The organism is Arthrobacter sp. BI5 (assembly GCF_056680065.1).
Map to the genome: position 1 here is coordinate 13,059 of NZ_CM155264.1, position 13,222 is coordinate 26,280.

14 protein-coding genes are annotated in these 13,222 nt (G+C 68.2%); 5 read left to right on the forward strand and 9 right to left on the reverse strand.

All coding sequences use genetic code 11. The features are described from left to right. Positions 1 to 64 precede the first annotated feature (64 nt). Positions 65 to 1,393 carry an ATP-binding protein gene (locus tag AC1MED_RS00075; RefSeq protein WP_479784747.1) on the forward strand — a complete coding sequence of 443 codons (1,329 nt, stop codon included), beginning with the start codon at positions 65 to 67 and terminating at the stop codon, positions 1,391 to 1,393. Here AC1MED_RS00075 and AC1MED_RS00080 read toward each other — a convergent pair. Together AC1MED_RS00080 and gluQRS are read right to left on the reverse strand one after the other, a co-directional pair. Beyond that, positions 1,390 to 2,007, reverse strand: a complete 618-nt coding sequence (locus tag AC1MED_RS00080; protein WP_479784749.1) for an HD domain-containing protein — start codon at positions 2,005 to 2,007, stop codon at positions 1,390 to 1,392. The genes AC1MED_RS00075 and AC1MED_RS00080 overlap by 4 nt on opposite strands. A gap of 9 nt (positions 2,008 to 2,016) precedes the next feature. After that, positions 2,017 to 2,913 (reverse strand): tRNA glutamyl-Q(34) synthetase GluQRS, encoded by an 897-nt coding sequence (gluQRS, locus tag AC1MED_RS00085; protein WP_479784751.1) that lies wholly within the window; start codon positions 2,911 to 2,913, stop codon positions 2,017 to 2,019. Between the two features lie 328 nt (positions 2,914 to 3,241). On the opposite strand from gluQRS, the gene AC1MED_RS00090 reads away from it, so the two are divergent. Next, a complete protein-coding gene (locus AC1MED_RS00090; RefSeq protein ID WP_476893436.1) occupies positions 3,242 to 3,700 on the forward strand; it encodes an Lrp/AsnC family transcriptional regulator in 459 nt (152 codons plus the stop codon). A gap of 9 nt (positions 3,701 to 3,709) precedes the next feature. Here AC1MED_RS00090 and AC1MED_RS00095 read toward each other — a convergent pair whose 3' ends face one another. Then, positions 3,710 to 4,165 (reverse strand): Lrp/AsnC family transcriptional regulator, encoded by a 456-nt coding sequence (locus AC1MED_RS00095; RefSeq protein WP_346958871.1) that lies wholly within the window; start codon positions 4,163 to 4,165, stop codon positions 3,710 to 3,712. Between the two features lie 105 nt (positions 4,166 to 4,270). Here AC1MED_RS00095 and AC1MED_RS00100 point away from each other — a divergent pair, with 105 nt between their 5' ends. After that, positions 4,271 to 4,927 carry a LysE family translocator gene (locus AC1MED_RS00100; protein WP_479784752.1) on the forward strand — a complete coding sequence of 219 codons (657 nt, stop codon included), beginning with the start codon at positions 4,271 to 4,273 and terminating at the stop codon, positions 4,925 to 4,927. Positions 4,928 to 4,953: 26 nt separating this feature from the next. On the opposite strand, the gene AC1MED_RS00105 is transcribed toward AC1MED_RS00100, so the two are convergent. From AC1MED_RS00105 to AC1MED_RS00130, 6 genes are all read right to left on the reverse strand, one after another. After that, positions 4,954 to 5,919: a hypothetical protein gene (locus tag AC1MED_RS00105; RefSeq protein ID WP_479784754.1), complete on the reverse strand. Its 966-nt coding sequence runs from the start codon at positions 5,917 to 5,919 to the stop codon at positions 4,954 to 4,956. 41 nt (positions 5,920 to 5,960) lie between these two features. Beyond that, positions 5,961 to 6,458: a DUF456 domain-containing protein gene (locus AC1MED_RS00110; RefSeq protein WP_346958868.1), complete on the reverse strand. Its 498-nt coding sequence runs from the start codon at positions 6,456 to 6,458 to the stop codon at positions 5,961 to 5,963. A gap of 121 nt (positions 6,459 to 6,579) precedes the next feature. Beyond that, positions 6,580 to 6,915 (reverse strand): hypothetical protein, encoded by a 336-nt coding sequence (locus tag AC1MED_RS00115; protein WP_479784756.1) that lies wholly within the window; start codon positions 6,913 to 6,915, stop codon positions 6,580 to 6,582. Positions 6,916 to 7,287: 372 nt separating this feature from the next. Next, entirely contained in the window at positions 7,288 to 8,511 is a 1,224-nt protein-coding gene (locus AC1MED_RS00120) for an NAD(P)-dependent malic enzyme (RefSeq protein ID WP_479784758.1), read from the reverse strand. A gap of 221 nt (positions 8,512 to 8,732) precedes the next feature. After that, complete coding sequence (locus tag AC1MED_RS00125; protein WP_346958866.1) at positions 8,733 to 9,329, reverse strand: TetR/AcrR family transcriptional regulator; 597 nt, start codon at positions 9,327 to 9,329, stop codon at positions 8,733 to 8,735. A gap of 128 nt (positions 9,330 to 9,457) precedes the next feature. Continuing rightward, positions 9,458 to 10,792: an MFS transporter gene (locus AC1MED_RS00130; protein WP_479784761.1), complete on the reverse strand. Its 1,335-nt coding sequence runs from the start codon at positions 10,790 to 10,792 to the stop codon at positions 9,458 to 9,460. Between the two features lie 104 nt (positions 10,793 to 10,896). On the opposite strand from AC1MED_RS00130, the gene rraA reads away from it, so the two are divergent. Both rraA and AC1MED_RS00140 read left to right on the forward strand, forming a co-directional pair. After that, complete coding sequence (gene rraA, locus AC1MED_RS00135) at positions 10,897 to 11,382, forward strand: ribonuclease E activity regulator RraA (protein WP_479784763.1); 486 nt, start codon at positions 10,897 to 10,899, stop codon at positions 11,380 to 11,382. A gap of 128 nt (positions 11,383 to 11,510) precedes the next feature. Further along, entirely contained in the window at positions 11,511 to 13,163 is a 1,653-nt protein-coding gene (locus tag AC1MED_RS00140; RefSeq protein WP_479784765.1) for an MDR family MFS transporter, read from the forward strand. Positions 13,164 to 13,222 lie beyond the last annotated feature (59 nt).

The window sequence follows — 13,222 nt, forward strand, 5'->3', positions numbered from 1 at the left end:
GTTCGCCTAAGCTCGGAGGAACAGTTCCACCTGGCTCAGCGACGAACCACCCGGGAGACACCACATGACCAACTGGCGCATCAGGGATTTCCATTCGGCCGACCTTGACGGGATCCTGCACCTGTGGGAGTCCCTCAAGGCCACGAATGTCGAGCCGGTCTATGCCCTCTCCGAGGTCCTCGCCTCGTGCGAGAAGGACCACGCCGTCGTGGCGGTGCAGGGCGAACAGGTGGTGGGTGCCGCCGTCGGCCGCGCCGCGCACGACCAGGGCTGGATCGTCTTCTTGGCCACCCTGCCCGAGTTCCGCGGCCGCGGAATCGGCACCTCGCTGCTGGCCTCCGTGGAAAACCGGATGGCCCCGCACGGGCTGAACAAGCTCTCCGCGCTCATGCCGGAGTCCGAAACCCGCGTCGAGGCCTTCCTCAGCCGCGGCTTCGTGCTGAAGAAGAACCTGCGCTACTTCGAACGCAAGATCCCGGTCCAGCGCCAGGAACTCGAACCGCTGAGCCAGCTGGGCGGCCGGATCCTGGCCCGCGACCTCTGGGAAAACGTCGCCGGCATGCGCAACGAGAAGGAACTCCTGGAGCGCCGCCTCGTGCTGCCGCTGGCCGAAGCCGACCTCGCCGACGAGTACGGTGTGGTCCCGCCGCGCGCCGTCGTGCTGTTCGGCCCTCCCGGCACCGGCAAGACGACCTTCGCCAAGGCGATTGCGTCACGGCTGGAGTGGCCCTTCGTGGAGGTCTTCCCCTCCCGGCTCGCCGCCGATCCGATGGGCCTGGCCGGCGCGCTGCGCGAGACGTTCCTGGAGATCGCCGAGCTGGAGCACGCCGTCGTCTTCATCGACGAGGTGGAGGAGATCGCCTCGCAGCGCTCCGGTGAGCCGCCGTCGCCGCTGCAGGGCGTCACCAACGAGCTGCTGAAGATCATTCCGGCCTTCCGCGAACAGCCCGGCCGGCTGCTGGTCTGCGCCACCAACTTCATCCGCGCCCTGGATTCCGCGTTCCTGCGCCACGGCCGCTTCGACTACGTCATCCCGATCGGCCTGCCGGACCGCCTGGCCCGTGAGGCCATGTGGCAGCGCTTCATTCCCGCCACCGTGGTGGACGACGTTGACGTGGAGCTGCTGGTGGACCGCACCGAGGGATTCTCCCCGGCGGACATCGAATACGCGGCCCGGAGCGCCTCCCAGCGCGCCTTGGAGAAAGCGGTGTACGACGACGGCGGGGCGGCTTCCGGGGGTGGGGCGTCCGACGGCGCTTCCCTCCGGGAGGCGGTCCGGAAGGGCCCGGCGACCCAGGACTACCTCGACGCGATCGCCGACACCCGGACCACCGTCAGCGCGGAAGTGCAGCAGGAGTTCCTGGAGGACATCGACCTGCTGGGCCGGGTCTAGCCCTCCGGGGTGCTGTCGTAGGAGAGGTTCTCGTAGTCGGTGTCGTCGGCCTCGTCGAGCATGTCATCGAGCTCCTCGAGCAGCCACGGGTTGATCCGGGCCAGGATCTTGCGGGTCTCCTCTACCGGAACGGCGGCGTACAGAACCGGCCGGGCGTCGTCGTAGCGGGTGACCGGCGGCTTGTCCGGCCATTTCTCGGCCAGCGCCCTGACCCGCTCGGGCAGGGAGTTGTGCGCGTTGTCGGCAATCTTGACCAGGGTGGCGTCGTGGTCTTCGGCGATGTACCGGATGCCGGCCTGGTAGTCGTCCGGGTTCTCGTGCAGACGCTTCGTGACGCGTTCGATGATGTCCACGGCCCGCTCGGAAACGCCCATCTCCAGCAGCGCCTGCCGGGTCATCGGGGTGTCCTCGGCGATGTCGTGCAGGTATCCCGCGATCCGGATGTCGTCATCGAAGTCGGCCAGCGCATCACCGACGGCGATCACGTGCTCGCGGTAGGGCCGCTTGAGCTTGTCCTTCTGCCGGTTGTGGGCGACCTCGGCGAGGACCCTCGCGGTCTCGACGGTAAAGCCCGGCCGCGGGGCTTGCGCTTCCATGAATTCTGGTTCTGACATGATTCCAGCCTACGCGCCGGGTAAGCCCAGCCCGGGCCACACCCACGGCTCCCGCGGCAGGGACGCCGGATCGAACACCTCGATCGCCCGCTCCAAGGGACCCGCCGGCAAACCCAGCGAGACCAGCAGCGCGTCGCGCACCTGCTCGACGGGCACCCCCGCGGCGGCGAGGTCCGCGAGCGTGACCGCGCCGTCGCGCTTGGCCAGCCGGGCGCCGTCGGCGTTCACCACGAGTGGTACATGGGCATATTCCGGAACCGGAATATTCAGGAGCGAGGCCAGATAGGCCTGCCGCGGGGTGGACGGCAACAAGTCGTCCCCGCGGACCACCTGGTCGATTCCCTGGGCGGCATCATCCACCACCACGGCCAGGTTGTAGGCGGTGACCCCGTCGTTCCGGCGCAGGACAAAGTCGTCCACTACCCCGGTAAAGCTGCCGTGCAGCACATCCTGCACGGTGGCCGAGGTGACGGCGGCGCGGAGCCGGACCGCGGCCGGCCGCACGGCACGCCTGCTGGCGCGCTCGGCGCCGCTGAGGTTCCGGCAGGTGCCCGGATAGGCGCCTTGCGGGGCATGCGGCGCCGACGGCGCCTCATGGATTTCGCGGCGCGTACAGAAGCATTCGTAGGTCAGCCCAGCCGCGGTCAGCCGGTCGATCGCGGCGGCGTAGAGGTGCTCCCGGTCGGTCTGGCGGACGATGCCGCCGTCCCAGTCCACGCCGATCGCCGCCAGATCGCGGAGCTGCTCCGCCTCGGCACCCGCGCGGGCGCGGTCCAGGTCCTCGACCCGCATCAGGAAGCGCCGGCCGGTGGACCGGGCAAAAAGCCACGCGAGGATGGCGGTGCGGAGGTTGCCAACGTGGAGCACGCCGGAGGGGCTGGGGGCGAAACGTCCGGCGGGTGTCATGGCACAAGCCTATGCCGGGCAACACAAGAGCCCCTCAGCCACCGATGACTTCGGACAACCGACGTCGGGGGCTCAGGGGCTCTTGCCGAAAAGGTGTGCGGAAAGACGATGCGTGAACAAGAGTCAATCAGCGGCGGGCTCCTTGCGGGTGCCTCATCCAGAGTCCGGGAGGTGTGCCGGGGGATCTGTAGCCTTCGGGAGCTGGCGGTGGCCCGCATCCCTTGTTGCCACTATTTGAGCAGGAGTCATACATTTGGTGCAACGGACACTGCGCTCGGTGGTCAGATTGACCATTACGGGCAGTGGCTATTGGCAGGAAGTGGTCAGATTGCAGCAGCTCGACTCGACGGATCGCCGGATCCTCCTGGCCCTGGATGCGGATCCGCGGGTTCCCATCATGGTGCTCGCCCAGAAACTCGGCTTGGCGCGCGGCACGGTCCAGTCCCGCCTGGAGCGGATGACGGCGTCGGGCGCGCTCCGCCCGAACAGCAGCCGGGTGCTGCCGTCGGCACTGGGCCGCGGGGTTGCGGCGGCGGTGAGCGCCGAACTGGACCAGAGCCACCTGGACGAGGCGATCGCCGCGCTGCGGAACATCCCGGAAGTGCTGGAGTGCCACGCGCCCGCCGGCGACACCGACCTGCTGATCCGCGTGGTGGCAACCAGCCCGGACGATCTCTACCGGGTCTCCGAGGAAATCCGGCTGTGCCCGGGCATTGTGCGGACCTCCACGAGCATGTTCCTGCGCGAGGTCATCCCCTACCGGACCACGGGTCTGTTGGAAGGCTAACCGCCCGGATCAGACCGGCGGCCCGGCGTTTGCCTTCAGGCTCTTCATGACCAGCGTCGAGGTCAGCCGCTCCACCCCGGGCAGCGAGGTCAGTTCGGCGTCGTAGAAACGCTGGTACGCCGGCAGGTCCTCCGCAATGACCTTGAGCAGATAGTCCGGTTCGCCGAAGAGCCGCTGGGCCTCAACGATGTTCGGGTTCTCCGCCACGCGGTTCTCGAAGATTTCCATCGTGGCACGGTCGACCTGCCGCAGCGTCACAAAGACGATCGCCTCGAAGCCGAGCCCGACGGCAGCCGGGTCGATATCGGCACGGTAACCACGGATCACGCCCGAGGCCTCCAGCTCGCGGAGCCGGCGGTGGCACGGGGCAACGGTCAGACCGACCTTTGCGGCGAGCGCCGTGGCAGTCATTCTGCCGTCCTCCCGCAGGTGGCGCAAAATATTTCTGTCAATATGGTCAATCACGCAATAACCTTACCGTCAGCGCGGCTATACGGGCGAAATCAGTGAACACTTATGGCCCGGGAATTCCTAGGCTGTCTTCTGTAGCCCCCGTGTCAGGAGACCGCCATGAACCCCCAGCTCTTTCTCGCTTTCGTCGGCGTCGCCGTGGCACTCGCCTGCACGCCGGGGGTGGACTGGGCGTACTCCATCGCCGCGGGGCTCAGGGACCGCAGCTTCGTACCGGCCGTTGCCGGGTTGTGCGGCGGGTACGTGGTGCACACGGCGCTGCTGGCCGCCGGGTTGGCCGCCGTGATCACCGGCCTGCCCGGGCTCCTCGGGTGGCTCACCGTGGCGGGCGCGGCCTATCTGTTGTGGCTGGGCGTCAGCACGGTGCGTTCGTGGCGGGGCGCCAGCTTCAGCGGGCAGTCTGCCGCGGGGCCACAACTGGCTGCCCGGCAGTTCCGGGTGTTCCTGCAGGGCATGGGCACCAGCGGCATCAATCCGAAGGGGCTGCTGTTCTTCGTCGCCCTGGTCCCGCAGTTCGTCAGCCCGGACGCCGCTCTTCCGGTGCCACTGCAGTCCGGCCTGCTCGGCTTCACCTTCGTCCTGCTGGTGGCCGTCGTCTACAGCTGCGTGGCCCTGCTGTCCCGGAAGCTCCTGCACTCCCGGCCCGGCGCCGCCCGGCGGGTCACCCTGGCCAGCGGAATCATCATGGTGGCACTGGGCCTGGTGCTGCTGGCGGAGCAGCTGGTGCCGCTGGCCGCAGGGATCGCCTGGCAGTAGCCCTTAAGCACCCGCCAGGACGGGGATCATTCCCCGTTCAACTGCTTCCATTCCTGTTCCCAGAGCCTGCGTTCTTCCACGTCTTTGCGGATGACTTCGAAGGTTTCGAGCTGGGCAGGCCGGCCGCGCAGCCAGTCCCGGGGGTTAAGTGACTTGCGGCCGTTATCCAGGAGCAGCAAGGCGCGGTCCGTCAGAGCATCATTACGGAGGGCAAGATGCGTCTTCCGCCGCCGGAGAACCTCCTTCAACGCCGACTGGGAGGCCGTAGCCGCACCAAGGCGGCGAAGCGACCGGGCGCGGATCAGCAGCAGCGCGGCGGAGAGGTCATCGGCGTTCAGCAGCCCCTCCGTCCAGAGCATCACTTCCTTGTCCCGGCCCATCGAGAATGCCACAGAGCACCGGGCCAGGGCCGCGGGCAACGACGGCGGAAGCGAGGTTACGGTTTGCAGGGCTGCCTCGAGGTGGCCTGTCTCCCGCAGGGAGTGCGACAGCGCCAGGAACACCGCTTCCTCACTAAAAAGCACCGGAACCTCGATGCGCTCGGCTACTTCGACGCGGGTGACCACACGGGTCAGATAGCCGGACGCGAACTGGTTGGCGTCGTCGTCGTTCCCGGTGGTGAGTCCGCGCTGGAGGAGCTCCGAGGCCCGCAGGTAGCCGCCCTGCTTGTGCGCCAAGAGCCCGGCCAGCACATAGCAAAGCCCGGCCCACCCGGGGTAGGCGCGGCCCAGGGCGATCAGCCGGTTGGGGTCGGTGTTGTTGAAGGTCGCCTCGTACACCGCCTTCGCCGCTTTTCCGGGCATCCGCTTAAGCCGGGGGGCGGCGCCGTCCACGCTGAGCAGCGCACCGTTCCGGCCGCCGAGGGCAGTGTGCAGGACCCCGCCGACGCCGTCTGCAATGTCCCGCACCGGGGTGCGGACCTGCGCGCCGCCGAACGGGGTGAGGTCGCGGGTGTCGCGATAGATGGGTCCTGGTGACTGGCCGGCGCTCATTCTTCCATGCTAATAGTGCACCCCTTGGCTGCCGGTGGGGACTAAGTGGCCGCCACCCACACGCCGATCAACCAGGTGCTCGCGGCCAGGCAGGCCAGGACGAACTCGGCGATCATGCCCAGGCCCGTGGCCTTCAGCGCGGCCCAACTGGAGGCCACGGCCGTGCGCCAGACGCGGGTGCGGTGCAGTTCGCTGAGCAGCAGACCGGCCGCGAAGCCAAGGAACAGCCCCACCACCGGGATGAGGAACATGCCCACGACGCCGAGGACCAGACCGGTCACGACGGAACGGCCGGGGATGCTGTGCTGCTTGAGCTTCCGGCCGGTCAGCACGGCGGAGGCCGCCATCCCTGCCAGGACCAGCACCAGCCCGACCCCGAAGACCACCCAGCCGGTGGTTCCGGCGCCTCCCCAGAGGGCCCACGCCAGCAGGCTGAGGCCGATCAGGATACTTCCCGGCAGGACCGGGATGATGATGCCTGCCACGCCCACCAAGATGGCCAGGCCGCAGAGGATCGTCACGACGATTTCGGGGTTCATCGCCCCAGTCTATGGCCGGGCGGGTGCCCGGCCCGCCGGGGGTGCCCCGGCCCCGGGGGCCCCGGGGGCGCCGGGGCCGGGCCGGGCGCCATCCTTGGCGTCCCGGACCGGCCTGCAGTGCCTAGCTTCCGGAGGGCGCGCCGTACATGACGGAGTAGTGCGAAATGTCCTTGCCGGAGTAGTGGGAGATTGTCACGGTCAACTGGCTGGGGCTGTAATAAGTGATTTGGGTGCCGAGCCCCTGGTTAGCCGAGCCGGCCTTGACGCAGACGGCGGTGATCTCGACACCGGCCGGAGCGGTGATCTCTATCGACTTGATGCCGTCGGCCACATCGATCTTCCCGGAGTCCCATGCCGGGCAGATCTGCCCCTCCGGCGGGGCGGCGTTGGCCGGGGCCAGCCCGCCGCCCAGAAGAACGAGTCCTGCGACGGCACCGGCAGCTAGCAACCTCTTCATGTCCTGCTCCTTCTCACTGAATGGAATCGGTCCCGGCGCCGCGTCCTGCCAAGGCTCTCCGCGGCACCGGTTTTTGGGCCACGGAAAAGTCCACAGCCACGGTCCGAAACCTCCGGATTCCTGGTGTGAAGTAAGACTCGAATTTCCCCCGCCCAGCTTGCAGACCTCCCCGCAGGATCGGTTGCCTGCCTGGGTTGAACCGCTGGGCCCAGCGTAGGTTGCGGCGGTGCGGCACAGCCCGAGTATTCGCTACTTGGGTTTCCCGGACATTCGGGCGGGAGCTACCTGTTCCTTGCTGGCGTTGTTCGGGAGCGCAACGATGACAGCGCCGCACCCCCTGGATGCAGCGCCGTCATCGGTCGTGAGCGAAGGTTACTCCGCCTCCACCGCCGCGGCGACGGCGGCCGAGACGGCCGGGGCGACGCGCGGGTCCAGCGGGCTCGGCACGATGTAGTCGGCCGAGAGGTCGTTCTCTGCCAGATCGGCGATGGCGCGGGCCGCGGCGAGCTTCATCGCCGGAGTGATCCGGCGGGCGCCGGCGTCGAGGGCGCCGCGGAAGATGCCCGGGAAAGCCAGCACGTTGTTGATCTGGTTCGGGAAGTCGCTACGGCCGGTGGCGACGACGGCCGCGTACTTGGAGGCGACCTCCGGCAGGACTTCGGGGTCCGGGTTGGAGAGGGCAAAGACGATCGCGCTGTGGTTCATCAGTTTCAGGTGCTCCTCGTCCAGCCGGGAGGAGGAGACACCGATGAAGACGTCCGCGCCGAGAAGGGCCTCTCCGGGGCCGCCGGACACGCCGCGGGGGTTGCTGCGCGCGGCGAGCTGGGCCTTCTTGCTGGCCGGGTCCGCGGCAATGTCCGCGCGGTCCCGGTTGATGACACCGCGGGAGTCCAGCAGCACGACGTCGTCGATTCCGGCGGCAAGCAGGATTTCGGCGACGGCGATCCCGGCGGCGCCGGCGCCGGAAACCACCACGCGGAGCCCCTCGAGCTCGCGGGCCGTCACCTTCGCGGCACCGGTCAGTGCGGCGAGGACGACGACGGCGGTGCCGTGCTGGTCATCGTGCATGACCGGGCAGTCGAGGGCTTCGATCAGCTTTTCCTCGAGTTCGAAGCAACGCGGCGCCGAAACGTCCTCGAGGTTGACCGCGCCGAAGCTGGGCCGTAGCCGGACCAGCGTCTCGACGATTTCGTCGACGTCGGTGGTGTTGAGGACCAGCGGGATGGAGTCGAGGTCGCCAAACGCCTTGAACAGCGCGGACTTGCCTTCCATGACGGGCAGCGAGGCGCTGGCGCCGATGTCGCCCAGGCCCAGCACGGCGGTGCCGTCACTGACCACGACCACAAGGCGCTGTGCCCAGGTGAGCGTCTTGGCGAGTTCCGGGTTGGCGGCGATGGCGCGGCTGACCTGCGCGACTCCGGGCGTGTAGGCGATGGACAGGTCGCGCTTGCTGGCGAGCGGGACGGTGCTGGCGATTGAGAGCTTGCCGCCCTGGTGGGAGGCGAAGATCTCCTCGTCGCTGAGCGCTGTTACCGGCGCCTCTGCGGCTCCGTCGGGGGAAGTCGGGTCGGCGGGAATGATCGTTTCAATGGACACGTCGTTGTCTCCTGGGGCTCACCGTGGGCGTACGGCACTTGGCTGCTGGGGCACAGGGGGTGCCCGAGATGGTCTGGGAAGGAACTTCCGGGCGGGCCCGGGGGTGGCAGGCCCGCGGTGAAGCTCCCGGAAGTGCTGGCGCTGGCGCCGCTCCGGTTCTGCCATGGTAAACAATGCCGTTCCCGCTGGTGGATTCGGGCGGACTTATTCGGGTAACTGGTCTAGACCGGCTGCGCGGCTTCGCGGCCCCGGGCCAGCAGCGAGCAGGCCTTCTTCAGGTCTTCCTCGGCTTCGAACAGCGAGAGCCGGCGGCAGCGGACGGACTGAACCAGGCCGGTGACGGTCAGCAGCAGGACCCTGGAGACGGCCGTGTCGCCGCTGACTTCCGTCACCGCTTTCTCCGCCGTCGCGTCGATGTCCCGGAGCAGGTGCGTGGTGTCCGTGTCCTTGGCATACACCGCGCGGTTCAGGCATTGCTCCACTGCGGGTTGCATGAGGCGCATGTGGAAGATTTCCATCACCACACCCACCAGGGCGTGCGCCGGGACGCTGGCGCCGGCCGGCCGGTCGCCGAGGTGCAGCTCGCCGAGCTGCTTGCGGTAGAGGGCCAGCATCAACTGCGTCGAGGAGGGGAAATAGCGGTACAGGGTGCCCAGCGGCACGTCCGCCTTGGCCGCCACCTCGGAGAGGACTACGGAGTCGATTCCCTTGCGGGCAAAGCCGGCTGCGACCTCAAGAATCCGGGCATACCGCCGTCGCTGCCGGGGCAGCGTGGGTGGCGGGGCCATTGGCGGAAGATCCGAAGGGAATTCAGGCATCAGCAGCGTTCCGGGGTCGTTTTTCTCGGCAACCGGGAGAGTTAGTCCACAGCGCTGCCGCGGCAATCCCGTCCACTATACGGCACCCTGCTGGGCGGTTCGCCAGTCAAGCGGGCGGCCCGGTCGACCTAGTCCACGCCCTTGATCTTGACCACGAAGACCGCACCCAGCAGGCCGATCACCGCGGCCGCGACGTACAGCGAAACGTACCCGCCCCAGAGAGCCACGAAGGGGTAGGCGATGAGGGGCGCGATCACCTGTGGCAGCGAATTGGCGATGTTGATAACCCCCAGGTCCTTGCCCCGGCTCAGCGCCGTGGGCAGCACCTGGGTAATCAGGGCGAAGTCCACGGCCAGGTAGGACCCGAAGCCGATGCCCAGTACGGCTGCCCCCACCAGGGCGCCGGGCCACGTCGGTGCGAAGGCCAGGATCAGTGCGGCCAGCGCAATGATGACCGAAGAAAGGATGACGAGCGGTTTGCGCCGGCCCATCCGGTCGCTGATCGGGCCCCCGATCACACTGGTAATGATGACCATGACCGCGTACAGGCCGGTCAGGATCAGGACGCCGAACTCTGCCTTCATGCCCTGCGTCTCGGGCAGCCGCACGGCATCGGTGAGGAAGAACAGCAGATACAGCGTCACCATGTGGTTGCCGATGTTCACGAGCAGGCGGGTCAGCCACGCCCACGCGAAGTCCGGGTACCGGGCCGGGGAGATCCAGAAGCTGCGCGCAAATTCGCCCAGCCGGAAGGGCGGTCGCGCGTGCCGCGGCAGCGCGACGTCGTCGTTCTTGAAGAAGTAAAGCACGACGCCGGCCAGCAGCGCCGCGGCGCAGAACGCGTAGCCCAGCGCGAAGTTGCCGGAGACGACGGCGGCGATGACCGCGCCGATCAGGATGCCGACCGTCTGGCCCATCGCTGCCAGCCCGCCGACGGTGCCGCGCTGCGGCACCGGCACCCGGTCCGGGATCGCGGCGGTGATGGCGGCATAGGCGCCATTGCATCCTGCCTGCACGAGGCACCAGAGAATGGTCATCACGGCGACGTTCGGGGCGCCGGCGAGGGCGGTCAGCGCGGCGGCGCCGAGGATGGCGCCGAAGAGCACCCAGGGCACCCGGCGGCCGCGGCGTGCGGTGGTCCGGTCGCTGAACGCGCCGAACAGGGGGTTGGCCACCAGCGAGACGGCAGCTCCCGCCCCGGTCACGAGGGCCAGGATGGCTTCCTTCTCCCCCTCGTTGAAGGCTGCCGCCTGCTGGCCGAGCAGCACCTGGAGCGGGCCGAAGAACGCCGCGTTGATGCCCACATTGACCAGGACCACCCCCGCGGTCCACGCCGGGCCGACGCGGCGCTCCGGTTCGGCGAGGGCCCCCGCGGCGGGTGGCCCCGCGGCAGCGTCGTGGCCGGCAGCGCCCTGGCCGGCAGCGGAGGCCGGAACGGCGCCGGGCAGATCGGACAGGCTCATGTGGTTCCCCCCGGAACTGATGACTGAAACTGATGATCAGTGTGGGCCCAGACTATCGTGGGCTTCAACGCTCATCAGCTATTTGCCCAGCAGGAGGAAAACCCATGCCAGATACCCCCTCAATCCCCGTCAACACCGCCGACCTCTACGACGAGCGGGGCGAAGAGCTGAACTCTCTCTCCCTGCAGTTCCAGTCGCTGGGCGGCCGCACGCACTTCAGCGGCCCGGTCCGGACCGTCCGCTGCTTCGAGGACAACGCCCTAGTCAAGGCAACCCTTGCCACTCCGGGGAACGGCGCCGTCCTGGTGGTCGACGGCGGCGGCTCGCTGCGCACCGCGCTGATGGGTGACCTGATCGCGGCGAGCGCCGTGGACAACGGCTGGGCCGGCGTCGTGATTAACGGCGCCATCCGGGACCGGGTGGCGGTCGCCGGGCTGCCGCTCGGGGTGAAGGCCCTTGGCAGCAACCCGCGCAAGAGCGCCAAGGCCGGGGCCGGGGAGACCGACGTGGAGCTGGAAATCGACGGTGTGGCCATCCGGCCGGGCCAGCTGATCTGGTGCGACCCGGACGGGATCCTGCTGGAACGCTGACCGGCACCCGCCGCCGGGGGCGGTCGACGACGTCGGGCGGGCAAGAGCGGCGGGAACAAAGCAGGCCGTAAGATAGTTACTGAAAGCAACCTTCCTGCTTGACCCCTAAACTTCCCCTCGGAGCAGTCATGTCCAAAACCACCTCCTCCCGCCTGCCCGGAGAGGTCTTGACCCACCGCCAGACCATCACCGTCATGGTGGGCCTCATGCTCGGCATGTTCCTGTCCTCGCTCGACCAGACCATCGTGTCCACGTCGATCTACACCATTGCGAACGACCTGGACGGCCTCTCGCTGCAGGCCTGGGCGACGACGGCGTACCTGATCACGTCCACGGTGAGCACGCCGCTCTACGGCAAGCTCAGCGACATCTTCGGCCGCCGCCCGCTCTACCTCGCAGCGATCCTGATCTTCCTCGCGGGCTCGCTCTACGCCGGCTCGGTCCACTCGATGACCGAACTCGCGATTGCCCGCGGCATCCAGGGCATGGGCGCCGGCGGCCTGCTGGCCCTCGCCTTGACCATCATTGGCGACATCGTGGCCTTGAAGGACCGGGCCAAGTTCCAGGGCTACTTCATGTCGGTGTTCGGCATCTCCTCCGTACTGGGACCGGTGATCGGCGGTGCGTTCGCCGGCTCCGCCACCATCCTGGGCTTCGACGGGTGGCGCTGGGTGTTCTTCATCAACATCCCGATCGGTCTGGCCGCCCTCGCCGTCGTCTTCCTGTACCTGCACCTGCCGGCCAAGCACCTCAAGCAGAAAATCGACTACTGGGGTGCCGCCGCCATCACCCTGGCGATCGTGCCCCTGCTCCTTGTCGCCGAACAGGGCCGCACCTGGGGCTGGGCCTCCACCGAAGCCTTCCTTTGCTACGGGCTCGGCGTCGTTGGCATCGTGGCGTTCCTGCTCGCCGAAAAGCGTGCCGGCGACTACGCCCTGATCCCACTCCGGCTGTTCCAGAACATCACGTTCGGGCTGTCCTCGCTGCTGAACTTCATCATCGGCGTGGGCATGTTCGGCGCGATCGCGATGCTGCCGATGTACCTCCAGCTGGTCAAGGGCCTCACCCCCACCGAGGCGGGCCTGATGATGATCACCTTCACGGTGGGCATCCTGACCGGGTCCATCACCGCCGGCCGGACCATTTCGGCGTCCGGCACGTACCGGGTTTTCCCGATCCTGGGCACCGCCGTGCTGACCGCGGCCGCCGTCGTCATGGGCCTCTCACTCGGCGCGGACACGCCGCTCTGGGTTCCGGGCGCGATCGCCGTGTTCTTCGGCCTGGGTCTGGGTTTCTGCATGCAGCCACTCACCCTGGCCATGCAGGTCTCCGTTCCGGCCAAGGACATGGGCGTGGGCACCTCCTCCGCCGCCTTCTTCCGCTCCATGGGCGGCGCCGTGGGCACCGCGGTGTTCATCTCGATGCTGTTCAGCCTCGCGGCGGACAAGATTGCCGCCGGCATGAAGGACGCGGCGCAGAACGCCGACTACCTCAAGGTCCTCAAGGACCCCGCCGTGGCGGCCGACCCGGCGAACGCCAAGCTGTACGAGTTCTTCAAGAACGGCGCCGGCAACGACTCGCTGAACGACACCAGCTGGCTGCACACCGCCAACGCCACCCTGACACGGCCGATCACCGAGGGTTTCGCCCAGTCGATCGACGCCGTGATGCTCACCGCCGCCGCCCTCACCGGCGTCGCCTTCCTGATCAGCTTCGCGCTGCCGAACAAGAAGCTCACCGATCCGAAGGCGGCCGCCAAGGAGTCGGTCCCCGCGCACTAGGCGCGCCCGACAGGCCGGGGCGGAATTGTAAGCTTGCTCTCATTTAGCTGTCCTGTGAC